Annotated in this window: 22 protein-coding genes; 10 read left to right on the forward strand and 12 right to left on the reverse strand. The window is 60.3% G+C overall.

Going from position 1 to position 26908, the window contains the following annotated elements; all coding sequences use genetic code 11:
* Positions 1–26: 26 nt before the first annotated feature.
* From HX830_RS12850 to HX830_RS12870, 3 genes are all read right to left on the reverse strand, one after another.
* Positions 27–470, reverse strand: coding sequence for a DUF2846 domain-containing protein (locus HX830_RS12850; protein ID WP_103496604.1), 444 nt, complete (start codon positions 468–470; stop codon positions 27–29).
* 719 nt (positions 471–1189) lie between these two features.
* Positions 1190–1528, reverse strand: coding sequence for an immunity protein Imm33 domain-containing protein (locus HX830_RS32100; protein ID WP_177100534.1), 339 nt, complete (start codon positions 1526–1528; stop codon positions 1190–1192).
* A 25-nt stretch (positions 1529–1553) separates the two neighbouring features.
* Positions 1554–2777 carry an RDD family protein gene (locus tag HX830_RS12870; RefSeq protein WP_177100535.1) on the reverse strand — a complete coding sequence of 408 codons (1224 nt, stop codon included), beginning with the start codon at positions 2775–2777 and terminating at the stop codon, positions 1554–1556.
* A 276-nt stretch (positions 2778–3053) separates the two neighbouring features.
* On the opposite strand from HX830_RS12870, the gene pnuC reads away from it, so the two are divergent.
* The 4 genes from pnuC (at position 3054) to HX830_RS12890 (ending at position 6313) form a co-directional block, all read left to right on the forward strand.
* Positions 3054–3659 (forward strand): nicotinamide riboside transporter PnuC, encoded by a 606-nt coding sequence (pnuC, locus tag HX830_RS12875; RefSeq protein WP_177100537.1) that lies wholly within the window; start codon positions 3054–3056, stop codon positions 3657–3659.
* 52 nt (positions 3660–3711) lie between these two features.
* Positions 3712–3945 carry a UTRA domain-containing protein gene (locus HX830_RS12880; RefSeq protein ID WP_256350499.1) on the forward strand — a complete coding sequence of 78 codons (234 nt, stop codon included), beginning with the start codon at positions 3712–3714 and terminating at the stop codon, positions 3943–3945.
* Positions 3946–4075: 130 nt separating this feature from the next.
* Complete coding sequence (locus tag HX830_RS12885; RefSeq protein WP_256350495.1) at positions 4076–5674, forward strand: lactate dehydrogenase; 1599 nt, start codon at positions 4076–4078, stop codon at positions 5672–5674.
* Positions 5675–5827: 153 nt separating this feature from the next.
* The gene (locus HX830_RS12890; protein ID WP_152740396.1) at positions 5828–6313 is read left to right on the forward strand and encodes a Spy/CpxP family protein refolding chaperone; all 486 of its coding nucleotides are present in this window, start codon (positions 5828–5830) and stop codon (positions 6311–6313) included.
* Between the two features lie 47 nt (positions 6314–6360).
* On the opposite strand, the gene HX830_RS12895 is transcribed toward HX830_RS12890, so the two are convergent.
* The 6 genes from HX830_RS12895 to HX830_RS12920 all read right to left on the reverse strand — a co-directional run bounded on the left by HX830_RS12895 (position 6361) and on the right by HX830_RS12920 (position 12399).
* The gene (locus HX830_RS12895; protein WP_177100539.1) at positions 6361–7275 is read right to left on the reverse strand and encodes a LysR family transcriptional regulator; all 915 of its coding nucleotides are present in this window, start codon (positions 7273–7275) and stop codon (positions 6361–6363) included.
* A gap of 175 nt (positions 7276–7450) precedes the next feature.
* A complete protein-coding gene (gene ycaC / locus HX830_RS12900; protein ID WP_103496609.1) occupies positions 7451–8077 on the reverse strand; it encodes an isochorismate family cysteine hydrolase YcaC in 627 nt (208 codons plus the stop codon).
* Between the two features lie 69 nt (positions 8078–8146).
* Positions 8147–9985, reverse strand: a complete 1839-nt coding sequence (locus tag HX830_RS12905) for an amidohydrolase (RefSeq protein WP_103496610.1) — start codon at positions 9983–9985, stop codon at positions 8147–8149.
* On the reverse strand, positions 9982–10614 hold the full coding sequence (locus HX830_RS12910; RefSeq protein WP_103496611.1) for an antibiotic biosynthesis monooxygenase: 633 nt from the start codon (positions 10612–10614) through the stop codon (positions 9982–9984). The genes HX830_RS12905 and HX830_RS12910 overlap by 4 nt, the downstream gene beginning before the upstream one ends.
* A complete protein-coding gene (locus tag HX830_RS12915) occupies positions 10607–11554 on the reverse strand; it encodes a LysR substrate-binding domain-containing protein (RefSeq protein WP_103496612.1) in 948 nt (315 codons plus the stop codon). Before HX830_RS12915 ends, HX830_RS12910 begins: the two co-directional genes overlap by 8 nt.
* A gap of 20 nt (positions 11555–11574) precedes the next feature.
* Complete coding sequence (locus tag HX830_RS12920; RefSeq protein WP_177100541.1) at positions 11575–12399, reverse strand: alpha/beta fold hydrolase; 825 nt, start codon at positions 12397–12399, stop codon at positions 11575–11577.
* A 130-nt stretch (positions 12400–12529) separates the two neighbouring features.
* On the opposite strand from HX830_RS12920, the gene HX830_RS12925 reads away from it, so the two are divergent.
* Positions 12530–15331 (forward strand): ATP-binding protein, encoded by a 2802-nt coding sequence (locus HX830_RS12925; RefSeq protein WP_177100543.1) that lies wholly within the window; start codon positions 12530–12532, stop codon positions 15329–15331.
* Here HX830_RS12925 and HX830_RS12930 read toward each other — a convergent pair.
* Positions 15278–16774 (reverse strand): ATP-binding protein, encoded by a 1497-nt coding sequence (locus HX830_RS12930; RefSeq protein WP_177100545.1) that lies wholly within the window; start codon positions 16772–16774, stop codon positions 15278–15280. The genes HX830_RS12925 and HX830_RS12930 overlap by 54 nt on opposite strands.
* Positions 16775–16960: 186 nt before the next feature.
* Positions 16961–17911: a GlxA family transcriptional regulator gene (locus HX830_RS12935; RefSeq protein WP_177100547.1), complete on the reverse strand. Its 951-nt coding sequence runs from the start codon at positions 17909–17911 to the stop codon at positions 16961–16963.
* Positions 17912–18134: 223 nt separating this feature from the next.
* On the opposite strand from HX830_RS12935, the gene HX830_RS12940 reads away from it, so the two are divergent.
* Complete coding sequence (locus HX830_RS12940) at positions 18135–18857, forward strand: pirin family protein (RefSeq protein WP_177100549.1); 723 nt, start codon at positions 18135–18137, stop codon at positions 18855–18857.
* Between the two features lie 50 nt (positions 18858–18907).
* On the opposite strand, the gene HX830_RS12945 is transcribed toward HX830_RS12940, so the two are convergent.
* On the reverse strand, positions 18908–19810 hold the full coding sequence (locus tag HX830_RS12945; protein WP_152740390.1) for a LysR family transcriptional regulator: 903 nt from the start codon (positions 19808–19810) through the stop codon (positions 18908–18910).
* Between the two features lie 106 nt (positions 19811–19916).
* Between HX830_RS12945 and HX830_RS12950 the strand changes: the two genes are divergently transcribed.
* The 4 genes from HX830_RS12950 (at position 19917) to HX830_RS12965 (ending at position 26901) form a co-directional block, all read left to right on the forward strand.
* Entirely contained in the window at positions 19917–20900 is a 984-nt protein-coding gene (locus HX830_RS12950) for an aldo/keto reductase (protein ID WP_177100551.1), read from the forward strand.
* Between the two features lie 191 nt (positions 20901–21091).
* Positions 21092–22618: an efflux transporter outer membrane subunit gene (locus HX830_RS12955; protein WP_177100553.1), complete on the forward strand. Its 1527-nt coding sequence runs from the start codon at positions 21092–21094 to the stop codon at positions 22616–22618.
* A 101-nt stretch (positions 22619–22719) separates the two neighbouring features.
* Positions 22720–23829: an efflux RND transporter periplasmic adaptor subunit gene (locus HX830_RS12960; protein WP_256350500.1), complete on the forward strand. Its 1110-nt coding sequence runs from the start codon at positions 22720–22722 to the stop codon at positions 23827–23829.
* Positions 23830–23841: 12 nt separating this feature from the next.
* Positions 23842–26901 (forward strand): efflux RND transporter permease subunit, encoded by a 3060-nt coding sequence (locus tag HX830_RS12965; protein WP_177100557.1) that lies wholly within the window; start codon positions 23842–23844, stop codon positions 26899–26901.
* Positions 26902–26908 lie beyond the last annotated feature (7 nt).

The following is a 26908-nucleotide window of genomic DNA, read 5'->3' on the forward strand; positions in this document are numbered from 1 at the left end:
CACTGCACGCGGGAGCGACCGGAACCTTACTGAGCCTGGATCAACTTGCTTTCGCTGACACCGGCACGGCCGGTTTTGTCGTCGACAACTTGCAGGTTGTTGCGGGCCTTGATGAAACCTACTTTCACTTCCTGCCAGACAAAATAGTTCTTGCCGGCTTCAGCCGTAAGTTTCAACTCGGAATCGTTTTCTGCCGAAGACACCAACGTCTGCTGGCCCGCCGGGACAGAGAGCATCAGGTAAGACTTGGCAACGGTCTGCCCTACTGGCTTGCCGTTGAGCGCGACGGGCATTTTCACGCCGGCGCCCATGCTTTCGTTGCGATAAACGTAGATGTTGGCTTTGTCGGGGCTGACCTGAAACGTCTTGGCTTGAGCGTCCTGGTTGTCGTCAGCCATTTTTACCGAAGCGCAGCCAGCGGTAAGGGCGGTCAGTGCCAGCAAAGCGGTGAAGGTGAACTGCTTGAACATTGTGTATCTCCATTTTTTGATGAGTCCAACGAACCGTTATCGGCAGCGCTCGACAAAAGGCAATGAGCCATCATTGAAAAAACGGAAATAATTTCATCAGCGTGTGATGCCAGTGCCGCTAAGGAAACTCCGAACAAGCCCCCAAACGTGCTGAAATACAGTCTCATCAGCAGAGTCTGCTCATCGCCTCCTTTACCGCGAAAACGTCCCAACGAGGCATCCAAAACAGCACCGCTGGCGAGACAAACGATTCCCACCAACCGGCAGATGGGAAAGCCCAGCCCGGCTTTTTGCCCACGAGAGCACTGCGACTCAGTTGGGGAAGGCACTCATGAAGATGCCCCAGCATATCGTCCAAAGGCAGCATTGTCCGCCGACGGAACTCAACCACCATCTGTTCTTCACTCGGTGTCAGCTTTGCGCTACGCGGCCGGGCAGGCCCCATTCGCGAGTCCTTGGTTGTTGACCGTGAGCGCCATTTGGCTACGGTCTTTACGTTCAATCTGTAACGGGCTGCAAGCTTGCGATTCGACTCTTGCGACGCTTGGAGCTCGGCTCGAATTCGCGGCGTTGTCCGGGCTGAACCATGAAGACGTCCTTCCATAATGCATCCTCTTGCTCGGTGGTTAAGGATGCACCATGACTCTCCGAGACTGAACACCTAGTTATTGACACCCTTCAAAAATAAATTTGCCGCTTTTAGTTTTCTAGATTACCAGTCAGATACTGAGAAGCTTGGCGTCATACCAGACATCCTCGTACTGTTCCGTGATGAGAAATCTTGATCCAGGTGGGAGGCCCAAGTACGGAAGCAATAGTGGCTCCCAGCTTTCAACATGCGAAACATGTAAAGGAACAAAAAAATCTGAAGCTTCAGAAAATACTTCTCCAGCCCATATATACCAGCCGCACGTTCCTGATTCAGGCTTTATACGCATACCATTCAAAGGACGCAACCTATCCTTAACATTAAGGGATATCCCAATTTTATGATTCGGATCACACTCAAAAAAGTCCATATCCAGTCTCAAGCAAACTGCCTGCTGGCTTTCTTGCATGTTATCCTCACTCCATCATTATGGACTACTTGACCGTACTCAATAGCTCAGCCTGGAGTTTCCCCACTAACTCATCCGTATAATCGTAAGGGCTTTTCTGGGTTATGACAACTCGCCAAAAATCAGAGCCAGACTGAACAATCTCAACTTTAAGCCGAATACGGCCATCTTTAACCATTCGACCATAACCTTGCCAGTATTGACGCCCCGCTCTCTCAAAAAAGCGTCCCCTGTCCGAGAAGCGCATATTGGCAGCCGTATTTTCCTGAAAGGCATGTACATATTCATCCAGGGCATCACCTGTCTGCTGCATAGCAAAAACAATTTGAGCACCGCCGACCCTCTCGGAGAATACATATACTTGCTGACCGTCGCTATTTACTTTTACTGAAAATTCCCACCAAGGCTCAATACTTGCGTTAAGATGGGTCAGTGGATTCTCCCAAGCGTAGTTATTTTTTTGCATGAGGTACTGTACCCACTCACGCTGAGTCGTCGGACTCAGGGAACTTAATACTGAGAAACCTCCTAAAACCCCCATGAAGACGATACCAGAAGCGATTTTACGCACACGACTTAAAGGCCTTGAACGCACCCAAAAATTCAAGGATTCGTCATAACTCGCGCGCCGCCCACTTCCCAGTAGGAACGCCTGATTCGCCATTGTTAATAAATTGAAAATAGGCAGTCCGAAAGCGAGCCCGCTCGCCCACACCAGAGAGTTCCGATGGAGGTATTGAAAAAAACCCAATGGCTTCGCATCTGACGTTTCAATTTTCAGCCTGAACAACGCCTTACAGGGTGTATTCCCGGCGATCCGATACAACAAGGCATCTAATATAAGTGCAACCGGGAGACATAAGACGTAGTGCACCTCAGCGGCCCCTGGTTTATGAGCCCAGTCAAAGATACCAGGAAAATATTTACCGACTAAAAAACCCGACACTACGGCGACGAGCACCAATTCCCAGCACATATCAAAAATACGAGCGAAAAACCGAGGCCAGCGACTCGCGGAAGTATCACTGGTCCTGCCGGGGTCGCTGCTACCTAGTGGAGATGGAGAGACGCCGCACGGCTCCGCCACTTTATCCAGAGGCCGCCAAGGATCCATGCTTTCGTTCCACAGAATGGTTCTGCAACCCCCTTCCATGGTGTGCGACAGCCCCGGGGTATTCGGCGCGACGATATTGAGCATGGGCATGCCATTACCCGCTTGGCCCAGGAAGACAAACTGACGAACATCCATGTCGAGATCTCGATACATCGCAGGCGACAAGGCGCCCTTCAGATAGCGCTATGCCATCACCCGGCGGCGATACTAGGACGCCAATCCAATGGCGTCAATTTGTCCAATATTAAATATCTTCAAAACATTTCAAAGCGTTGCGCTGGCCGGCAAGGCCATTTCGCCAGAATGTAGGGTAATTCATTGATAAGTATCGATTTCAATACCAAACTAGGCCGACCTCTCGCCCACCGCCTGGTCAAGCCGCCGCCATTGCCTGCGTCAAGGAATCCGCGCATGTCCACACTTGAAATCATCGCCGTCCTGGTTAATGTCCTCGGCGTCTGGCTGACCGCCCGGCGTATTCGCTGGTGCTGGCCGGTCGGTGTCGTTGCCGTGCTGCTCTACGCCTGGATCTTCTACGACGCCAAACTGTATTCCGATACATTGCTGCAAGGCATCTTCGCCGTGTTGCAGGGTTATGGCTGGTGGCGCTGGAGCCAGGGTGGGCTGAGCGAGGGCAAGGTCCATGTGGCCCGGTTGTCCTTGCGCGAAGGCTTGCTCGGCCTGCTCTGTGGAGCCGTGGGCGCGGTGCTGCTGGGGGGACTGATGGTCCGCTTTACCGATGCGGCGGTGCCGTGGGTCGACGCCTCGCTCACCGCCTTCAGCCTGGTGGCCAGTGTCTGGGCGGCGCGCAAGTATGTCGCCAGCTGGTGGCTGTGGATCGTGCTGGACGTGATCTACGTCGGCCTGTTCCTGTTCAAGGACCTGCAACTGACGGCCGCGCTGTACGCCGGCTTCGTGGTGCTGGCGATCTATGGCCTGCGGGCCTGGCAGCAGGACCTGAAGTCCCAGGAACAGCCAGGGCCGGTGGACTCGACGAGCGGCGAGCTGATTCGTTAGTGTAGAGCCCCAGCGCCGCACGCCGAGAACCGAATGCCTCCAGGGCCGCCTGCTGCGCGAGCGTTTTTCGCGGGTGCAGTCGCGTTGCGAGCTGGAGATGCATATCGGCACGGTCAACGAGGAACAGGCGCAGTTGCTGCAACTGTCGGTGGGTTCCACCAGCGTCTACCTGGAGCGGCTGAACTTCGGCGAAGCGAACCAGCCGGTGGAGTTCGACCAGGAATTCTGGCGACCCGATGCGTTGTCGATCGTGATGGAGACACGGTATCCGGGGACAGGCGCTTGAATCCCTCTATTACAAAGGCTCAGTGCACTGGACAACAGTTCTCCGGCCTGCCGCTGACGCCCTAAAGTTATTTGTGTCGTCGTCGATACACTCCTGTACATAGAATAATTCTCTTGCCCCAGGAGGTTCCATGACAGGGATATCGTCGATCAATGTTTTGACGCTGAACCCTTCCCAGCTTGTCGGTAATACGCCGGCTGGCGCCCAGCCTGTCGAAACAACCGCGGCTGTTTCCGCACCGGCGTCCACCGTGCTTCTCGGCCAGAACAACGTGGTCGAAATCAATACCTACAATGCCCGTGGAACCTTGCCTAACGCCGCGCAGGCACCTACCTGGGAAAGCAGCCCGCTGGACAAGGTGTCGTTCACGATGGGCGGCAACCTCAGCAATAGCTCCAACTCCAACGCCGCCCGCTTTGCCGGCTTGGGTGCCGCGCTGATGTCACAGTTGGCCGACGGCAAAAAGAACATCTCGCAATCGGTTGTCCAGCAGTCCGACATCAGACCGCTCAACGCCGCCGGGATCGCCGCTGCACAGTCCAAGCTGCACAGCAGCAATGCCGACAGCACGATCAGCCTGACCCTCAAGACCGCCAGCGGTAAAACCGTGACCTTGAGCCTGGCGAACCAGGACGATGGAATGGCCGTGCAGGCCCAGGTGGAAGGCGGCGACCTCACGGCTGAAGAGAGTGCGGCCCTGGCCAAGATGGCCAAAGGTTTCCAGGCGGCAATCGACGGTTTGACCGCCGAGCCGCCTCAATTGAAGCTGGATGCCCTGACCCAGTTCGACTCGAAGGTATTTTCCTCGGTCGACCTGAGCACCAAGCTCAAGATTGACGACAAAAACAACCAGACCCTCGAGTTCCATGCCGACAGCCAGAAACGCTCGGTCAGCATGAGCGGCCCTTCAGGTGATCTGCAACTGTCCGTGGACCTGAAGAGCCAGGCGATTCTCGGCAATCCCATCCAACAGGCCAAGGCCCTGCAGAGCTACCTCAAGCAGATTGATGCCGCAGCCGCCCGAGGTCACGCGGATCGCGACATGATGTCGATGTTCAAGGATGCGTTCTCCTCCCTGAACAGCAACTATCCCGTCACCAGTGCGACCTCCACGCCGGCAGCCGTCGATCCACTCGCCCCCACCAATCTGGATCGCAAGCTGTTGACCGGCCTGGCGGATTTCTCCGCGTCGATGACGCAGGCAAGCCAGGCGAGCAACCCGATGCGTCCCAGCGAGCGGGATACCTTTGCTTATAACCTGTCCCAGACCACTCAACTCAAGGGCAATGATTCGCAGAATCGCTCCATTGAGCAGGACCAGCAATCGAACCTGACCGCCAGCTATCACCAGGCGCTGTCCGCGGGCCAGAAGCTGAAGCTGAGCAGCAACGCGGACTCGCAGAACTACCTGTTCTACCAGATCAGCGACAACGCCAGCAGCCAGACCAATATCGCTTACAAAGACGGTAAGTTGACCAATGCGGCGGTGACCCAGTCGGCCAGCCAATCCACAAATATCTTCAAATACGTGATGGGGCACCTGGTGGATCACACCTCAACCCCCGTCAACACATCGAAAACCCAGAGTTTCATGGCCGTGCTGGAACGGGCGTTGCACCCGGACAAGACGGACAAGACGCCAGAGGGCGCCGCGCGCTTGAAGGAACTCCTGGACGGTCTCCAGGACAAGGTACTGCTGGATTCGTACCCGAAAAAACTCAACAGCTGATCCAGGGGGTCAGCTTGACCCCTGTCACCTGGGCAAGAGGGCGGGTATTTACCCGCCCTCTTGCCGTGGATTTACCCGCGATACTCCTGACCCGTCCTCGGTGGTAAGGTTGGGGCATATAGATGCCGCCCCCCTCAATCCGGATATCCGAATATGAAAAACTTCGCGTTCAAAGCAGCCATGCCCGCTGTGTTGATGCTGGCCGTCCTCAGCGCTTCCTTCTCGGCACCGACGATGGCAGCGAGAAGCTCTGACGCTGTCTCCCAAACGGCCGCCCGTCACGCCAAAAAATACGAAGACCTGGTAGAGAAGCGGATCAACGAACTGCGCGCCAAACTGAAGATCACCGACAAGCAGTCCGCCCAGTGGGACGCCTATGCGAAAACCATGCGTGACAATGCACACGGTACCGACAAGGCCTACCTGGATCAGGCGCAGAAGCTGCCCTCATTAAATGCCGATGAGGCGATGCAGTCCTATGCCAGGCTGGCACAGATGCACGCGGACAATCTGCACAAGCTTGCCACTTCGTTCAGCGCGCTGTACGGCACGCTGTCCGCCGACCAGAAAAAAACCGCCGATAAACTGTTTCGCAGCGAGCGCGGGGAGCGGCACGAAGTCGCGGATAGATTTCATTGATGCGCAAAGAGTCCCAGTGGACACCGAGCATGTTGGCGATCAACCACTCATGTGTGCCGAGCGCTTTGAGCGAGGGTAACGTCGCAATCCAGCCGTTCACGCAAGAACTCGATCAGCGCCCGCACCGGTCGAGAGCCCTGGCGATGCTGCGGATAAACTGCCGATAACGCCAACGGTTCAGGACAGAAGTCAGCCAGTACCGGCACCAGCCGCCCATCCTTCAAGGCCGAATCGACAATGAAGGTCGGCAAATAGGTAATACCCATGCCGGCGATGGCGGCGTCCTTGAGCAACTCACCATTGTTGACCCGCATCCGTCCCGTGACATTGACGATCAATGGCTTGCCCTGCCCTTCGAAACGCCATTGCACCTGGCGGCCATGGCCGTAAGGCAGGCAGTCATGGGCCTGCACATCCTCGGGTTTGACCGGGGTGCCGCGCTCGGCCAGGTAAGCGGGACTGGCGCAATACACCCGCTGGATGGACCCGATACGCCGGGCAATCAGCGTCGAGTCTTCCAGCACCCCGATGCGCAATGCCAGGTCGTAGCCCTCACCGAGTAAATCTACCGGTCGGTCGCTGAGATCCACTTCAACCGTGACGTCGCAATAGCGCTGCAAGAAAGCCGGCAACACCTCGCTCAAATGCGCCATCGCAAACGACAGTGGAGCGCTCAGGCGAACAGTGCCACGGGGCTCTACCGTCTGACCGGCGATGCCCTGCTCCACTTGCTCGACCTCACTGAGCAGGCGCAAAGCCGACTCGTAATAACTCTGCCCCAGGGGCGTCATGTCCAGCCGCCGGGTCGAGCGATTGATCAGTCGCACGCCCAGACGTTCCTCCAGTTGCATCAGACGCCGGCTGACAAACTGCTTGGACAGGCCCAACTGATCCGCCGCTGCGGTGAAGCTGCCGGAGTCCATGACCTGGCAAAAAATACGCATATCTTCGAACGGGTTCATTGTCACTCTCTGGTTGACAGCCAAACACGTTATAGCGACTTTTTCCTTTTCTGACAGCCCATTAATCGGTGATGAGGCCTTGATTGAAAGGCCCGCTGGGTGACTGCAGAAACGTTGATCAAAAAAATGCCCGCACAGTGGCGGGCATTCATTCGAACCAGCAGTGCACCAGAACTTATCTGGAGGTCAGGGCCGAATAGCTGTTCATCAAGTTGCGATAATTCGGAATGCGCGGCGACAACAGGTTCGCCAGGCCTTCCATGTCGTTGCGCCAGTCGCCTTGCAGCTCGCAGGCTACCGAGAACCAGTTCACCAGTTGCGCACCCGCCGCCGTCATCCGTGCCCATGCCGCCTGCTGCACGGTTTCGTTGAAGGTGCCCGACGCGTCGGTGACCACAAACACTTCAAAGCCTTCCGCCAGGGCAGACAAGGTCGGGAACGCCACGCACACGTCGGTCACCACGCCGGCAATGATCAGTTGCTTGCGACCGGTCGCCTTTACCGCCTTGACGAAATCGGCGTTGTCCCAGGCATTGATCTGGCCAGGGCGTGGAATGTACGGCGCATCCGGGAAGAGCTCCTTGAGCTCCGGCACCATCGGGCCGTTCGGGCCGTTTTCAAAGCTGGTGGTCAGGATGGTCGGCAATTTGAAGAACTTGGCCAGGTCTGCCAGCGCCAGTACGTTGTTCTTGAATTCGTTGGGTGAGAAATCCTGCACCAGCGAGATCAGCCCGGTCTGGTGATCGACCAACAGCACAACGGCATCATCTTTGTTCAGACGTTTGTACGGAACGTTGCTCATGTAAAACTCCTTGGTGGATGGATATTGCACAGGGATGCCGACGGCTTTGGCCGGCATTTTTTTTGATCGTCAGAAAGCAAAACACGAGCAGCCGAACGCGCCCCAGAACCCCTGGAAGTCACTGACCGGTGCGTTCGACAGACGCGCCCGCTCATGGCTGTGGGAGTGAACGGCACAGGGTCCGCTGCAATGGTGAACCTGAGCCTGCATCGGCGACGTCGGGCGCCAATGACCAGGAACCTTGGCTACCGGCGACCAGTCCGGCAGCACTGGCACGCTGGCTGGCCCGAGTTTTTCGAAGTCCCCGGCGGCATACACCACCTTGCCGCCGACCACGGTCAGCAGCGACTCGATCCACTTGATGGCCTCTTCTTCGACCTGGAAGAAATCCGCGGTCAGGGCGACAACGTCTGCCAGTTGCCCGACCTTGATCTGGCCTTTCTTGCCCTGCTCGGAAGAGAACCAGGCGCTGCCATGGGTGAAGAGCTCCAGTGCGGTCTGCCGGGAAAGCCCTTCGCGGTGCAATTCCATGCCGCCCACGGTACGCCCGCTGACCATCCAGTACAGTGAGGTCCACGGGTTGTAGCTGGAAACCCGCGTGGCATCGGTGCCCGCGCCGACAGGGACACCCTCGGCCAGCATCCGTTTGATCGGCGGCGTGGCTTCGGCAGCCTTGGCGCCATAACGCTCGACGAAGTATTCGCCCTGGAACGCCATGCGGTCCTGAATCGCAATACCGCCGCCCAACGCCCTCACCCGTTCGATGTTCTGCGGGGTAATGGTTTCAGCGTGATCGAAGAACCAGGGCAAGCCATTGAATGGAATGTCGCGATTGACCTTCTCGAACACATCGAGCATGCGGCTGATGGATTCGTTGTACGTCGCATGCAAACGGAACGGCCAACGTTGCTCCACCAGATGGCGCACAACCGGTTCCAGCTCTTCTTCCATGGTCTGCGGCAGGTCCGGACGCGGTTCGAGGAAGTCTTCGAAGTCGGCGGCGGAGAACACCAGCATCTCCCCGGCACCGTTGTGCCGCAAGTAGTCGTCGCCCTGGTGCAAGGTGACGCTGCCGGTCCAGTTCTTGAAATCGCTCAGTTCTTCCTTGGGCTTTTGGGTGAACAGGTTGTAGGCGATGCGAATGGTCAGTTGCTGGTCCTTGGCCAACTGCTCGATCACCGCGTAGTCATCCGGGTAATTCTGGAAACCACCACCGGCATCGATAGCGCTGGTCAGGCCGAGACGGTTGAGTTCACGCATGAACTGGCGAGTCGAGTTGACCTGATACTCCAGGGGCAGCTTCGGTCCCTTGGCCAGGGTCGAGTAAAGAATCATCGCATTGGGTCGCGCCACCAACATGCCCGTCGGGTCGCCTTTGGCATCGCGGACAATCTCGCCGCCCGGCGGGTTCGGCGTATCACGGGTGTAGCCGGCGACCCGCAGCGCAGCGCGATTGAGCAAGGCGCGGTCGTACAAGTGCAAGACGAATACCGGTGTGTCCGGTGCGGCCTGGTTGAGTTCTTCCAGGGTCGGCATACGCTTTTCGGCAAACTGGAATTCGTTCCAGCCGCCCACCACCCTCACCCATTGCGGCGTCGGCGTACGGTCGGCCTGCTCCTTGAGCATGCGCAGGGCATCGGCCAGGGAAGGCACACCCTCCCAGCGCAGCTCCAGGTTGTAGTTCAAGCCACCACGGATCAGGTGCAGGTGCGAGTCGTTGAGGCCAGGGATGACGCAACGGCCCTTGAGGTCGATGACCTGGGTACTCGAACCGCGCAAGGCCATGGCTTCGGCATCCGTGCCCACCACCACAAAGCGGCCATCGTGGATCGCCACCGCACTGGCGAGGGGCTTGGCACGGTCAACCGTGTGGAATTGACCATTGAACAAAATCAGATCGGCGTTCATCGCGTTTCCTCGGACAAAGTGGAATGAGACGGGGCGGCAGTCAACCAGGGGGCAAACAGTCGGGTCGCCAGGGGCATGAACAGGTACACCACCGAGAGCACGATGGTCAGGGTGATCAGGAAGGTGGAGATCAGGTAATTGGAGAGGAACGCGTCGAGCCGCAGTACCGGTCCCCAGATCAGCGGCACCAGCAGGGTGTGCGGCAGGATCACCATCAATGTCAGCACCGCCTGCTTCCAACGCGGGGGTGGCGAGGTGGCATCCGCCGGCGGTGAAAACCAGAACGCATTGACTGGATGGACCTCGGTCCGATCACCGTCGGCGAGCATCGGGGCGGCTTCGTTGACCAGCTCCAGCCGCTGAGGCGAATCAAGCCAGCGCTGCATCGCCTCGGTGGAGCAGAAGCGCAGCACGCAGGTGAACAGGTCGAGACCGGCACTTCTGCCACGAATCACGTCCACGCCCAAATGCCCCTCGCGCTGCCCGGCAATGCCGACAATACGCCGTAGCCAAGCTTCATAGGGGGCCTCAAAGCCGACCTTGACCCGGTGTTTGACGATCAGTGTCACGACTTCATCAGCCCCCCGCGCCGGGCGACCGACGGGATCGAGGCGATTGGAATCAGGCATGATACGAAGCTCCGGTGAGAGGATCAGGGATGTTCAACGGTTCAGACATGTACTGGCTGATCCGCGAACGTAACCAGCGCTCCGCCGGATCGTTGTCGTGCACGCCACTCCAGGCCATCGACAGTTGCGCCGCCTCGATGGGGAACGGCGGTTCTTCCGCTCTCAAGGCACCGCCTTCAACCAACGCGCAAGCCGCGTAGTCGGGCACCGTGGCGATCATTTCGGTACCGGCGAGCATCGCCCGCAAGCCACTGAACTGCGGAACCCCCAGCACCACGCGCCGGGTACGGCCGACCTTGGCCAGGTCGAGATCGATGTTGCCGCTCAGGTCGCCGGAAAACGACACCATGGCGTGGGGTCGCTGACAGTATTCATCGAGCGTCAGCTGACCGGGGCGATTGTCACCGCGCAACACTTTGCAGGCGATATCACGCAGCCTCTTGCGCTTGGCGTTGGCCGGCAACTCGGTGGTGTAACTGACCCCGACGGAGATTTCCCCGGATGCCAGCAAAGCCGGCATCAACAGATAATTGGCCCGACGCACCACCACAACGACCGCCGGCGCCTCCTCCTGCAACTGCCGGAGCAATGGCGGAAACAAACCGAACTCGGCATCGTCCGAAAGGCCGATGCGAAACACCTCGCAGCTGGTTGCCGGGTCAAACGCCTTGGCCCGGCTGACCGCCCCCGAAATGGTGTCCATCGCCGGTTGCAGCTCTTTGAGGATCGCCAACGCCCGCGCCGTCGGCTCCATCCCACGACCGTTGCGCAGCAGCAGCGGGTCGTCGAACAGATCCCGCAGGCGTCCCAGCGCGGCGCTCACGGCCGGCTGCCCCATGAACAGTTTTTCAGCCACTCGGGTCAGGTTCTTTTCGAACATCAGGGCCTCGAAAATCACCAACAGGTTCATGTCGACGCGACGCAGATCGTTACGGTTCATCAGTACGCGCTCACAAGCAATCAACCCTTGAGGAACGCCAGCAGATCGGCGTTGAGTTGATCCTTGTGGGTGTCGGTCAGACCATGGGGGGCACCGGGATAGACCAACAGCTTCGAGCCTTTGATCAGTTTGGCCGAGGCGATGCCGGCGGCCTCGATCGGCACGATCTGATCAGCGTCGCCATGCACCACCAGGGTCGGCACGTCGAACTTCTTCAGGTCTTCGGTGAAATCGGTCTCCGAGAACGCCTTGATGCAGTCATAGGCATTTTTGTGGCCGGCCATCATGCCTTGCATCCAGAACCAGTCGATCATGCCCTGCGAAGGTTGGGCACCCGGCTTGTTGAAACCAAAGAACGGCCCGCTGGCGACATCCTTGTACAACTGCGAACGGTCGGCCAGGGAGCCCTGGCGCAGGCCGTCGAACACCTCGATCGGCAAACCGCCCGGGTTGGCTTCGGTCTTGAGCATCAGCGGTGGCACCGAAGAAATCAGTCCCGCTTTGGCGACCCGTCCGGTACCGTGACGACCGATGTAGCGCGCCACTTCGCCACCGCCGGTGGAGAAACCGAACAGCACCACGTTATTCAGGTCCAGCAACTCGATCAATTGGGCCAGGTCGTCGGCGTAGGTGTCCATTTCATTGCCAAACCAGGGTTGGCTGGAGCGGCCATGGCCACGACGGTCATGAGCGATAACCCGATACCCCCTGGAGGCCAGGAAGATCATCTGCGCCTCCCAGCTGTCGGCATTCAGCGGCCAGCCGTGGCTGAAGACGATGGGCTGACCGGTACCCCAGTCCTTGTAGTAGATCTCGGTACCGTCACGGGTGGTAAATGTGCTCATGGCGATTGCTCCTCGGGGTTGTCGTTGCAAGAAGGCTGAGCTTTGCGTTGAACTTGAAGGATTGGATTTTTGAACGTAGAACGGGCACAGGACGAGTTAAACGTTGTTAATTTTCCAGAGGAGTAATCTGTTGGCCCTTCCCCCCGCGCAGGCCGTGCTTTTCGGCCCCTACCGGATCTACCCCGGACAACGCCTGGTCATGGAGGGCGATCAGCGCCTGCGCCTGGGGCGGCTCGCCCTGGACATTCTGTTGATCCTGCTGGAGCACGCCGGGAATGTGGTCAGCAAGCAGCAATTGATCGCCCGAGTCTGGCCCAGAAGCGTTGTCGAAGACACCAATCTGCGCGTGCACATCGCCGCACTGCGCAAAGCCCTCGGCGACGGCCAGGCTGGCCAGCGCTACATCATCACGGTCGCTCAGCGTGGCTACAGCTTTGTCGCGCCCGTCTCTCTCGAGACTATCGAGCAAAGCCCCGGGAGCGCCTCGGACGAGCCGAAGGGTCATAACCTGCCGATACGTCGCACCCGCATGATCGGGCGTCACGCCTTGCTGGACAGCCTCGTGACACAACTGCCCGACCTGCGCTTCATCACCCTGGTCGGCCCCGGTGGCATCGGCAAGACCACCGTGGCGCTGCGCGTTGCCGAACAGCTGATCGGTCACTACCGCGACGGCATTCGACTGTTGGACCTGGCCCCTATCCACGACCCGCGGATGATCAGCGCTCATCTGGCAACGCTGCTGGACCTGGCGCTGCATGACGGCGAGCCGATGAACTGCCTGGCGACGTGCCTGCGCGAGCGGCAGATGTTGCTGGTCATCGACAACTGCGAACACCTGGTCGATGCCATCGCGTTGCTTTGCGAAAGCATCCTGCGCGCGGCGCCACAGGTGCATATCCTGGCCACCAGCCGCGAGAGCCTGCGGGCCGAAGGCGAATTCGTGCAACGCCTGGAGTCGCTGGACTGCCCGCCACCCATCGCCACGCTCAACCGCACTCAGGCCTTGGGCTTTTCGGCTTTGCAATTGTTCGTCGAGCGGGCGATGGCCAGCCACGACAGTTTTGAATTGGCCGACCACGAGTTGCCGATGGCGATCGAAGTCTGCCGGCGCCTGGACGGTATTCCCTTGGCGATCGAGCTGGCGGCGGCGCAAGTGGCCAACCTGGGGATCGAGGGATTGCTGACGCAACTGCAAGGCAGTTTTCGCCTGCTGACCCAGGGCTCCCATACGACACTGGGCCGTCATCAGACCTTGCGTGCCACACTGGATTGGAGCTTCGAACTGCTCAATGCCTGCGAGCAGGCCTGTCTGCGCCGGCTGGGCATCTTCAGGGGAGGATTCACCCTGGCATCGGCGGCGGCGGTGATCGTCGGCGAACATATCGCTCCCGACCGGGTTTTTGCCTCGATCACCCAACTGGTGGCCAAGTCCCTGCTGAACGTGGAAGTCGGTGACGAGGAGGTGTTTTATCGCCTGCTGGACACCACCCGCAGCTACGCCCTGGAAAAACTCGACCAGGCCGCCGAGCTGGCGGAGGTCCGCGAGCGTCACGCCGAACGTTGCCTGGCCTTGATGCACCAGGCTCAAGAGGACTGGGAACTGACCCTGTCCGAGCTATGGATCGAACGTTACGCCCGAGGCCTGGAAGACATCCGCGCGACACTCGACTGGGGCTTGAAGGGCGATGGTCCGTCTTTGTTGGCAATCCGTTTGACAGCCGCCTCGACGCCGCTGTGGCAGGAACTGTCGCTACTCAAGGAACACGGAGGGTATGTACGCAAGGCTCTGGCACGGCTGGAGGCGGCCGCGCAACCCTGCCCTCGCTTGACCATGGCCCTCAAGCTCGCCCTCGGCAGCTCCTGCTACCACGCCCAGGGCGGGACCGCCGAAACGGTCGACGCCTTCGTGAGCGCCCACGCCCTGGCCGAAAGCTGCGCCGATGTGGCCGGCCAGCTCCGGGCGGTATCCGGGCATATGGCGGTCAACCTCAGTTGCGGCCACTACCAACAGGCCCTGGAGCAAAGCCGGCAGTTCGACCGCTTGGGTCTGCTCGGCAACGGGACCGCCGCGATGTCCCTCAGCACCCATCGCTTGCGGGTGCTGGCCCTGCACTTTGCCGGGGACCAGCCACAAGCGCGGGAGAATGCCGAGCAAGTCATCCAGCGCATGACCCAGAGCGGCCACCTCAATCGCTTTACCCGCGGCTTTGGCGTGCAATACGACCAGAGCGTCGCCGCCCTGACGATCCTGGCGCGGATCCTCTGGCTGCAAGGCCATCCGGAAAAAGCCTGGCACACGGCTCGCCAGGCCCTGGATATCGCGATCCAGATCAACCACGGCACCTCCATCTGCTACACCCTGGCGCTGTCCGGCTGCCTGATCGCCCACTACAACGGCGACACCGGGACGGCCCGTGAACTGTTGCGCCAGTTGCTGGAGCAGGCACAGAAGCACTCGGTGCTGCTGTTCTACACCTGGGCCCGGCGCTATGCCCAGGTGATCGATAGCGGCGCTGAGTACTCGTCGCCGCCACCCGGCACCGGGCTGATCAAGGACATCATGGTGACCCTGGACACCGGCTTTCTCGATGACGCCTTGCTGGAACGCGCCGAAACCGGCATGGCCGGCTGGAGTACGGCGGAAATCCTTCGAGCCAGGGCCAATACGCTGCTGACAGCCAACCGCACGAACGCGGCCGAGACGGTTCTGCTCAAGGCGCTGGCCGTAGCAAAAGCCCAGGGTGCACTGGCCTGGGAGCTACGTAGCGCCACCTCACTGGCACAGCTTTGGCAGCGCCAGGGTCACTTCCAGCAAGCTCATGAGCTGCTCGCCCCACTCTACGCCCGATTCACCGAAGGCTTTGCCACACCGGACCTAACCAAAGCTCGTCAGTTGCTCGACGAATTGCAACGGCACCGTGCCCCGTGATGCCCAATGTGCCGGGCTGAAGTAGCGGGCGTAGCGCATTTCAAACGCCCGCAGCAGTCCGCCGCGCTCAAGCTTTTCCAGAGCGAAGGCGCGGGTGGTGTTGAGCAACCGGTAACGTGTCACGCCGTTGCGCTGTTCGACCGACAACAGCGATTTGCGCGCCAGGCGTTCCACCACGTCCACCAGACTGGTGGGGCGCAGTACCGCACAGCTGATGGCGCCGACGGCAGCCTCCAGGGTAAAGGCCATTTTGAACACCGCCAGACCCTGCAACACGGTTTGCTCCAGCGGGCTGAGGCGCTGATAACTCCAGTCCAATGCGGACTTGAGGGTCTGATGCCGTGGAACGGCGGTACGCCGGCCTTGGGTCAGCAGTTGCAGGCAGTTGCCCAATTGGGCTTGCAGTCCCACCAGTGCCAGCGCATCGATCTGCGCCGCCGCCAACTCGATGGCCAACGGCAAGCCATCGAGTCGACGGCAGATTTCGCGCACGGCCCGGAGGTCCCGCTCGCGCAAGCAAAAGGCTGGCTGACGGGCTCGGGCCCGACTGACAAACAGCTGCACTGCCGAATAGCCCATGACATCGGCCACACTGTGCAACGCCGATGTGGGCGGAACGACCAGGGGCGGCACGTGCAGCACTGTTTCAGCCAGTGCCCGCAGCGGTTCGCGGCTGGTGACCAGGATCGACAGCCGTGGCGCCGAAACCCGCAATCTCTCGACGACTGCTCGACAGCCTTCGAGCAGATGCTCGCAATTATCGAACACCAGCAAGGCGTGCCATGACCTCAGGGCGTCCACACCGCCGTCCAATTCAAGGGTGTGCGCCAGATACCCGATGATCCGCGCGGGATCATCGATTGCCGCAAGATCAATCATCCAGACACCGTCGCGGTAGTGCTGCAGCAGCAATTCAGCCACACGCAACGCCACGCTGGTCTTGCCGATGCCGGCAGGGCCGGCCAGGGTCATGAAACGGTGGACGGGCAACTGCCGGACCACACTGCCGAGCATCGCGTCTCGACCGATGACGGGGGTCAGCCGCGCAGGCAGGTTGTGCTGGCGCTTGGGAGAAATGTCGATCGCGACCGCCGTACCATGCGCCATCCGCTGCACCGGGGCGATAAAGACGTAACCACGCTGGGGAACGTTGACGATGTAGCGTTGCCCCTCCCGGCCGTCACCGAGGGCCCGACGCAGGGCGGCGATGTGCACCCGCAGATTGATTTCCTCGACCACCGAGGTCGGCCAGACCCGCGCAATAAGCTCCTCCTTGCCGACCACATTGCCGGCGCGCTCGACCAGCACCTGGAGAATGTCCAGCGCCCGCCCGCCCATGCGCAGGGGCCTGTCACCGTCGAGAATCAACCTTTGCCAGGGGTGGAACATATAGGGACCGAAGCGCAGCGGCCCATCGCGGTTTAAGTCTCTGAGGTCGTTCATGCACGCTCACGTGCTGAAAACCTGGTCCGGCCCAAAGGTACTGCATGCTCCGTTGCGCGCGTTGCCCCAGGTTCCCGCACCTCCATGGCTAAAATTCATGGGTATCTTGGCAGGCATGGGTGACGGTACAACCACCACGGGAGGAGCGCTACGGCCATCCCAGTGCGCGGGACGGACAAGAGCGCTCTAGCTGAACTGTTCGCGGTACTGGCTGGGGGTCAGGCCGAGTTTCTCACTGAACAGAAAGCGCATGTGCCGTACGCTGCCGAAGCCGCTTTTGTAGGCCACGGTCTTAAGTGGCAAGTCGCTGGTTTCCAGCAGACGCCTGGCGCAATCGATGCGTGCATTTTGCACAAACGCCATCGGCGTCATGTTCACTTCCCGGGTAAAGATCCGGGCAAAATGCCGCGCACTCATATTCGCCAGCCCGGCCATGCGTTCGACGCTGAAGCTTTCATCGAGGTGTTCGAGCACATGATGCTGAACCCGGGTGACCGGGGTTTCATGGGGTGACACCGCCGCCATCAACGGACTGTACTGCGCCTGTCCGCCCTGGCGCGTCATCGCCACCAGCAATACCTTGGCCACGTCCTGGGCGACTTTCTTGCCGTGGTCCCGGGCGACCACCGCCAAGGCCAGGTCAATGCCGGCAGTGACGCCGCCAGAGGTGATCAGGTTGCGGTCCTGGACGTAAATCTGATCGGTCTCCACCGTCGCCTTGGGGAAAGCCTTGATCAACCGTTCCGTATAGTGCCAATGAGTCGTCACGCGATAGCCATCCAGTAAACCGGCATGCCCCAGCACGAAGGCCCCCGTGCAGATCGAGCCATAACAGATCACCCGCCGGACAGCGTCCTGGAGCCAGGCGAGCAGCGACGGATTTTTTTCGTTATAGGCGCCGGGGCCGCCAGGCACCAGCAACAGGTCATAGCCCCCATCCGCCTGATCGATGTGCGTGTCAGCCTGTACCCGGACACCATTGGAAGCCCGCACCGCCTCGTGCTCAGTGCCAATCAGCGACAGCTGATAGTGGTCGTCCGGCCCCAGATAACGATTGGCGATGGAAAACACCTCCATGGGCCCGGCCATGTCGAGCAGGAGAAAGTCCGGGAACAGCACCATCGCCACTGTTTTCATGGGTTTTAACTCATTGATATAAAAAGAATAGAAGCTTCACGCCGACATAGGACAGTATGACCGGATATGGCAAGAACGGCGGCCGAGAATACGTGATTTCCCGCACAAAACTGTCAACCTGAAAGAGACAATGTTTCAACTTCCATCTACTTATTGCTCCCATCGGTAAACATTAACCTTCTCCTCACTCGGACGAATTCTCGTCCCTACGGGAGATCTCATCATGCTGACCCTTCGCAAAGCCTCTGAGCGTGGCGCCGCCAATCACGGCTGGTTGAAGTCGTTCCATACCTTTTCCTTCGCCAATTACCGCAACCCGCGGGAGCAGGGTTTTTCCGACCTGCTGGTGATCAACGACGACCGGGTGGCCGCCGGCAAGGGTTTCGGTCAACACCCGCACCGGGACATGGAGATTTTCTCCTATGTGCTCGAAGGCGCCCTGGAACACAAGGACACCCTGGGCACCGGTTCGGTGATCCGCCCCGGCGACGTGCAACTGATGAGCGCCGGCAGTGGCGTGGCCCATAGCGAGTACAACCACTCGGCCAACCGGCCGGTGCACTTCCTGCAAATCTGGATCGTGCCGGACGTCGTCGGCGCCAAACCGCGTTATCAGCAAGAGCACTTCAGTACTCAGAAAAAACGCGGTCGGCTGCAATTGATCATCTCGCCTGACGGGGCCAACGGCTCACTGAGCGTGCGTCAGGATGCGCGGGTTTATGCCGCGCTGATTGACGGCAAGGAAAGCGCCACCCTGGAGTTGGCCGCCGATCGCTATGCCTACGTGCATGTGGCCCGGGGCAATGTCGAACTCAACGGCGTGCAACTGCAGGAGGGCGATGGCGTGCGGGTTCGGGATGAACAGGTGCTGACCTTGAGCAATGGCGCGGATGCCGAAGTGCTGGTGTTCGACCTGCGCCCTCAAGAACTGCCGCAAATGCCATGAGTGCAGTGGGCCCGGGCCTGTGCCCGGGCTTCACCCATGTTGCCCATCATTCACAATCCTTGGCTTGCCCACTCCCTCACGGCCTGGGCAAACAATCTGAGCGCCATGGGCGGATGTCGATTGGCCGGGTAATACAGGCAGAGCCCAGGGTAGTAAGGGCTCCATTCCGGCAACAGCTGAATCAGGCGCCCGGCCTCCACGTGCTCCGTCACTTGCGCCTCGGGCACCCAGGCCACACCGATACCCGCCAGGGCCGCCTCGACCATCAGGTTGAGGTTGTCCATGGTCATCGGACCGTCCACGTCGATGTTCGCGCTCCTGCCCAGATGCTCCAGGTCCCAGCGAAATAACGCTCCACTGGCAAAACGGAAACGGATGCAACGGTGTTGCTTGAGGTCATGGGGCGCCTTGGGCGCCTCGTGGTGCTCAAGGTAGTCGGGCGATGCGACGGCCACAAAACGAATATCCGGGCCAAATCGCACCGCGATCATGTCCCGGGGCACGTCGTCGTGAAGACGGATACCCGCATCAAAACCATCGGCGACAATGTCCACTAGACGGCCGTCGGCAATGCACTCGATATGGATCTGAGGGTTGGCGGCGAGAAAGCCCGGGATGACGTGGCGGATCAGTGGCCGAAAAGAGGATTCCGACGCACTGAGACGAATCGAGCCTGACGGTGTATTACGCGCCGAGGTGACTTCGTTCACCGCACTTTCCAGATCCCCTAGCAACGGCCTGACTCTCTGGAACAACTGATCCCCCGCTTCGGTCAGGGCGACGGATCGTGTTGTGCGGTTGAACAGGCGCAGCTCCAGGCGCGCCTCCAGGCCACGCATCGAATGACTGAGCGCCGACGGCGAAACCCCCAATAGTCGCGCCGCACCACTGAAACTGCGTTGCTCGGCAATGGCAACGAACGCCGTCAACTCCGGTAATCCTGCACGAATCATTGATGAATCCCCCTCAATAGCACATGAAACCTCAGCCTAATTGTTGATATTTATACAGCAATTTAAGCTGCCTTCATTCATCCCATCGTTATGAAGGAGATAGAGCATGCGCAAACGTCAATTAGGTAACAGCGGCCTGGAAGTCTCGGCCATGGGCCTGGGCTGCATGAGCTTGAGCTACGGCTATGGGCCGGCGCAGGAAACGGCGGCGGCGATCAAGCTGATTCGCCACGCATTCGACCAGGGCGTGAACTTCTTCGACAGTGCCGAAGCCTATGGCCCCTATGCCAATGAGACCTTGCTGGGTGAGGCGCTGGCGCCCATTCGCGACCAGGTGGTGATTGCCACCAAATTCGGCTTCAAGGACGGCCTGGTCTCGGAAGGCCTGGACAGCCGCCCGCAGACGATTCGCGCGGTAACGGAAGCCGCGCTCAAGCGCCTGCGTACTGACCGCATCGACCTGCTCTATCAACACCGGGTCGATCCGAACGTTCCGATTGAAGAGGTGGCCGGGACCGTCAAGCAGTTGATCGAAGAAGGCAAGGTCAAGCACTTCGGCCTGTCCGAAGCGGGCGTGCAAGCAATTCGCCGGGCCCATGCGGTTCAACCGGTCACCGCGTTACAGAGCGAGTACTCTCTGTGGTGGCGCGAGCAGGAAGCGGAAATCTTGCCGACCCTCGAAGAGCTGGGCATCGGCTTCGTGCCTTTCAGCCCCTTGGGCAAGGGTTTCCTGACGGGTGCGATCGACGAGCGAACCACCTTCGCCGCCGGTGATTTCCGCAACCTGGTCCCGCGGTTCTCTGAAGAAAATCGCAAGGCAAACGCTCATCTGGTCGAAGTGCTCGGCCAGATCGCCGATGGCAAAGGCGCCAGCCGCGCTCAGATCGCCATCGCCTGGCTGCTGGCGCAAAAGCCCTGGATCGTACCGATACCCGGCACCACCAAACTGCATCGCCTGGAGGAAAACATCGGCGCGGCCGAGATCATCCTGACGCCTACGGACCTGAGTGCCATCGAATCGGCCATGGCGCAGATTACCGTCGTGGGCGAGCGCTATCCCGCGCACTTGCAACAACGCGTCAATCGCTGAGTCCGCGCCCACAAGAAAATTCACTTGACTTAACGGTCATTAAATCAGCAATTAGTCTTCTGCCGGGTACTAGCGCCTTGGGCCCGGCGCTACCCTCCTCTCGCAGTTTGCGCATAAATCGTCGCTCAAGGAGGCAAAGGGCGCAGGCTTGATCTATTCATAAACTGACTAATGGATTAACTAGAGAGCCCATGAAAGAGCAACCCCGGCGGCAGGCGATTTCTCACACCTGGCAGATGCTTGCTCCTGCCGGTGTACTTTGCATCGCCCTGCTCACGGGCTGCGCCGTGGGCCCGGACTTTACCCGGCCCAGTGTCGCTAAAAATGCCGGTTATTCGCAGGAGAAACTGGCGACGACCACCGCCTCGGCGGACGTGGCAGACGGAGGTGCCGCGCAAAAGCTGGTCGAGGGCATGGATATTCCCGGCCAATGGTGGACGCTTTTTCGCTCGCCGACATTGAACGCGCTGGTGGAAGAGGCGCTGAAGGCCAATTCGGACGTGGCCGCCGCTCAAGCAGCCCTCCGCCAGGCCAATGAACTGGCTTATGCCGAGCAGTCTTCACTGTTTCCCTCCCTGAGTGGCAGTGCATCCAAGACACGGCAGCTGCCATCGACCGCCAATACCTTTGGTTCGCCCGCGCGGATTCTCACCGTCAATTCAGCATCGCTGAGCGTCTCTTACGACCCGGACGTATTCGGGGGCGGCCGACGCCAGATAGAATCCTCCACGGCGCAGGCCGAGTATGAGCGCTACCAACTGGAGGCGACTTACCTCACGCTGACCTCCAATGTCGTCAACACCGCCGTGACCCTGGCTTCCCTGCGCGATCAGGTGACGGCCACCCAGGCAATCATTCGCCTGCAGAGCGATCAGCTCGATCTCCTGCAGTCGCAGCGGCGGCTGGGGGCGATCGCCAATACCGATGTGCTCACGCAGCAGGCGGCACTGGCCCAAACCCGCGCGACCTTGCCGCCCTTGCAAAAGCAGCTCGCCCAGACCCGTAATCAGTTGATGGCCTATCTCGGCCGCTTTCCCAATCAGGATCAGGGGGAGAGTTTCGACCTGGCCTCCCTCCATCTGCCCGAGCAGTTGCCGCTCAGCCTGCCCTCGACCATCGTCGAGCAGCGACCCGATGTGCGCTCCGCCGAAGCGCAACTGCACCAAGCCAGCGCCAATATCGGCGTGGCCGTTGCCAATCAACTGCCGCAATTCAGCATCAGCGGAACACTGGGCTCCAGTGCGCTGGGTGGCACCCGGCTGTTTTCGTCGGGCACGGGATTCTGGAGTCTCGCAGGCTCAGTCAGCCAAACGATCTTTGACGCGGGCACACTGGAGCATCGCAAGCAGGCCGCTGTGGCCGCCTACGATGAATCGGCGGCACGTTATCGCAGCACCGTGATCGCCGCCTTCCAGGATGTCGCCAACGCACTCCGGGCACTGCAAGCGGACGCCGATACGCTCAACCAGCAGGTGCAAGCCGAACAGGCTGCCCACCAAAGCCTGGATCTGGCACAGGCGCAGTTCCGCCTTGGCGCCGTGGGTTACCTGAATCTGCTGACGGCGCAACAGAACTATCAGAACGCGGTACTCACCCGCGTCAAGGTGCAGAGCACCCGCTACAGCGACACCACCGCCCTCTTCCAGGCACTGGGCGGCGGATGGTGGAACCGAACCGATGTGGCCCCTGCCTCCCTGGGCAGCCCCGACCGTTTTTGAAACAGCGAGAAAAAACCATGGCTGACGCCAACACTGCCGCTGCTCCATCGCCCCAGCCGACTGAACCTGGCGGTGCACGCAAACGCCGGCTACTCAAGCCCATGCTCATCATGATCGCGGTGGTGCTGGTCATTGTCGCCATCATCGCGGGGGTGAAATTCACCCAGATCTCGAAGCTGATCGCCCAATCCAAGATCCCGCTACCCCCTGCCGTGGTGACGGTCATGCGCGCCGAGTTCGCCGATTGGCAGCCGAGCGTTTCCAGCGTGGGGTCGATCAAGGCGGTACGGGGTGTCGATGTCACCACCGAGGTCGGCGGTATCGTGCGCACCCTCGGCTTCAAACCGGGCCAGGAGGTGGCGGCCGGCGACCTGCTCGTCCAGTTGAATGCGGATTCGGACATCGCCCAGCTTCACTCCCTCGAAGCCACCGCCAGCCTGGCCGGCACGGTCCTCAAACGCGACAAGGCACAACTGGCGGTGAGCGCCGTGTCCCAGGCGCAGGTCGAGGCGGACGAGGCTGACTTGAAAGCCAAGATGGCGGCTGCAGAACAGCAGCGGGCGTTGGTGGCGAAGAAAACCATCCGTGCGCCCTTTGCCGGCAAGATCGGGATCACCAGTGTCAATCCCGGTCAATTTCTCAACCCCGGCGACAAGATCGCCACCCTGCAAACCTTCAACCCCATCTATATCGACTTCAACGTACCGCAAGCCCAAGTGGGGGCGATTGCCCTCGGCCTGCCCGTCGCGGTCACGGCGGGCGGCCTGCCCAAGCAGACCTTCGCCGGCAAGGTCACGGCCATCGACACCAGGTTCGATCCGACCACACGCAATGTCGTCGTTGAAGCCACCGTCGATAATCCGAAGCAAAGCCTGGTGCCCGGCATGTTTGCCCAAGCCGTCGTGCAGTCCGGAGAGAAGCAGCGCTACCTCACCGTGCCACAGACCGCCGTCACTTATAACCCTTACGGTACGACGGTGTTCACCGCGGTGCAGAAGAACGACCAGGGCAACGATGTGCTCACGGCGCAGCAGACGTTTATCCAGACAGGGCCGACCCGCGGTGACCAGGTGGCCATTCTGTCCGGCGTGAAGGAAGGCGACCAGGTGATCACCAGTGGCCAGATGAAGCTCAAGAATGGCTCACCGGTGAAGGTCGATACCCAAGGCGCGCCCTTGAACGACGCGGCCCCCAAGCCGCAAGAACAATAGGTCGCGCGCCCCATGAAGCTTACCGATATCTTCATCAAGCGACCGGTCTGGGCCGTTGTCATCTCGCTGTTCATCCTGATACTGGGGTTGCGCTCGATCTTCGGGCTGCCGGTCAACCAGTGGCCACGCACTGAAAACACCGTGGTCACCATCACCACCAGCTACTACGGTGCGGATGCCGCCACCGTGGCCGGCTTTATCACCCAACCCCTGGAGTCGGCCATCGCCCAGGCCCAGGGCATCGATTACCTGGCCTCCTCGAGCATTACCGGGATCTCGACCATTACCGCGACCCTGCGGCTCAACTACGAGGCCAGCAAGGCACTCACGGAGATCAACACCCAGGTCAACTCGGTGAAGAACCAGCTACCGGCCCAGGCCCAGGAGCCGGTGCTCACGGTGGCGGTCGGACAGACCACGGACGCCATGTACCTGGGTTTCTACAGCGATGTACTGCCCACCAACAACATCACCGACTACCTGTTGCGGGTCGTCAAGCCGAAGCTCGACTCCCTCGAAGGCGTGCAGACGGCCGAGATCCTGGGCGGGCGCCAATTCGCCATGCGCGCCTGGCTCGACCCGGGCAAGCTGGCCGCCCACAACGTGTCGGCGCAGGACGTTTCCGTCGCCCTGGCCAACAACAACTACCTGTCGGCCCTGGGTTCGACAAAAGGCCAGATGATCACGGTCGACCTGACCGCCGGCACCGACCTGCATACCGTGGATGAATTCAAACAGCTGGTCATCAAGCAGAACGGCGATGCGCTCGTGCACCTGGAAGATGTAGCCACGGTGACCCTGGGGGCGGAGAGCTACGACACCAGCGTCGCGTTCTCCGGCAAGCGCTCGGTGTTCATCGGGATCAAAGTGGCACCGAATGCCAACATCCTGACGGTCGCCGCCAGCGTCAGGAAGGCTTTCCCCGACCTGCAATCGCAACTGCCGAGCGGCGTCCGGGGCGAGATCGTCTACGACTCCACCGAGTTCATCAATACCTCGATCTATGAGGTGGTGAAGACCCTCGTCGAGGCGATGATCATCGTCTCGATCGTCATCTATCTGTTCCTCGGTTCGTTTCGCGCGGTGATTGTTCCGCTGGTGGCAATACCGCTGTCGCTGATCGGGACCTTCTTCATCATGTTCCTGCTGGGGTACTCGATCAATCTGCTGACCCTGCTCGCCCTGGTATTGGCCATCGGCCTTGTGGTCGATGATGCGATCATTGTGGTGGAGAACGTCGACCGGCATATCAAGGAAGAAGGCAAAGGCGTAATGGAAGCGGCCATGATCGCGGCCGGGGAACTCGGCGGTCCGATTGTCGCCATGACGGTGGTGTTGATTGCCGCGTACGTCCCCATCGGGCTGCGCACGGGGCTCACCGGCGCGCTGTTCAAGGAGTTCTGTTTCTCCCTGGCGGGCGCCGTGACCGTGTCGGCCGTGGTGGCGCTGACCCTCTCGCCGATGATGACTTCACGGTTATTCAAACCGGGACAGGAAGAGGGTCGCTTTGCCCGCCTGCTGGATCGCTATTTCGACCGGCTACGCCACCGCTATCACCGGGTCCTGTCGGCCGGGCTGGACAGCTGGCCGGTGCTGGTCACCTTTGGCTTTATCCTGTTCCTGCTGGTGGCCGCCAGCGGCATGACCGCCAAGAGCGAGCTGTCGCCGACCGAGGACCAGGGGCTGGTGTTCATGCAGATCAAAGGGGCACCGACGGCCTCTCCCCAGCAGATGGAGCGGCTGGCTGACCAGGTCTTCCAGATCGCGAAAACCGAACCCGAGTACGCGCAGATGTTCCAGCTCACCGGGGTGCCCGCGCTCAATCAGGGGCTCGGCGGCGTGCTGCTCAAGCCCTGGGGAGAGCGTGGTCGCTCGCAAGCGGAATTGGTGCTGGACCTGCAACAGAAGTGGAACCAGGTGGCCGGCGCCAAGATGGCGGCCTTTCCGCTGCCGTCGTTACCGGGTGCCCAGGGTTTGCCGGTGCAGTTTGTGATCACCACCACGGAGTCCGTCGAGAACTTGAATGAAGTCGCCCAGGCGGTCATGGCAGAGGCCCAGAAGCAGCAGCTGTTCTGGTTCTCGGACCTGGACCTGAAGATCGACAAGCCACAAGCCAAGCTGATCGTCGACCGTGACAAGATCGCCGCCCTGGGGATGACCCAGGCCGATGTCGGCGCGGCACTCTCGGCGGCGCTGGGTGGGAATTACGTGAACTATTTCTCCACCGCCGGGCGCTCGTACAAAGTCATTCCACAGGTCCTGCAGGTCGACCGTCTCAACCCCGATCAGATCCTCGATTACTACATTCGCACGCCCTCCGGCGCCATGATCCAGGCGCGCACGGTGGCGCATATCGAGACCACCACGGAAGCGGAGTCCATCAACCACTTCCAGCAGCTCAACTCGGCCACCCTTTCAGGCGTGAGTGGTGTGGCCCAGGGTGAACTGCTGGCGAAACTGGACAGCATCCTGCACAACGTCGCGCCATCGGGCTACACCTCCGATGCGTCGGGTGAGTCGCGTCAGTTCATGCAGGAATCGGGCGGATTCGTCGGCCTCCTGCTGTTCTCCATTCTGATCGTCTACCTGGCGCTGGCCTTCCAGTTCGAGAGCTACCGCGACCCCGTGGTGATCCTGTTTTCGGTGCCACCGGCGCTCTTCGGCGCGCTGGCCTTTATCACCATGGGCTTCGCCTCGATCAACGTGTACACACAGGTGGGCCTGGTGACCCTGCTCGGGCTGATCACCAAGCATGGGATTCTGATCGTGCAGTTTGCCAACGAACTGCAGCGCGCCGGTCGCAGCAAGCGCGAGGCCATCGAAGAAGCCGCGGCGGTGCGCTTGCGACCGATCCTGATGACCACCGCGGCCATGGTGCTGGGCGTGGTGCCGCTGGTCTGGGCCTCCGGGGCCGGTGCGGCCGGGCGCCACGATATGGGCCTGGTGATCTTCGCCGGCCTCTCGATCGGTACCCTGCTGACGCTGTTCATGGTGCCGGCGATGTACATGTTCATTGGCACCACCCACCATCAGGAGGCACCCGAACAACCGCTGTCTACACCGCTGGCCTAGCGGTCGC

Source organism: Pseudomonas gingeri, assembly GCF_013385425.1.
In the GTDB taxonomy this organism is placed as follows: Bacteria; Pseudomonadota; Gammaproteobacteria; order Pseudomonadales; family Pseudomonadaceae; genus Aquipseudomonas; species Aquipseudomonas gingeri_D.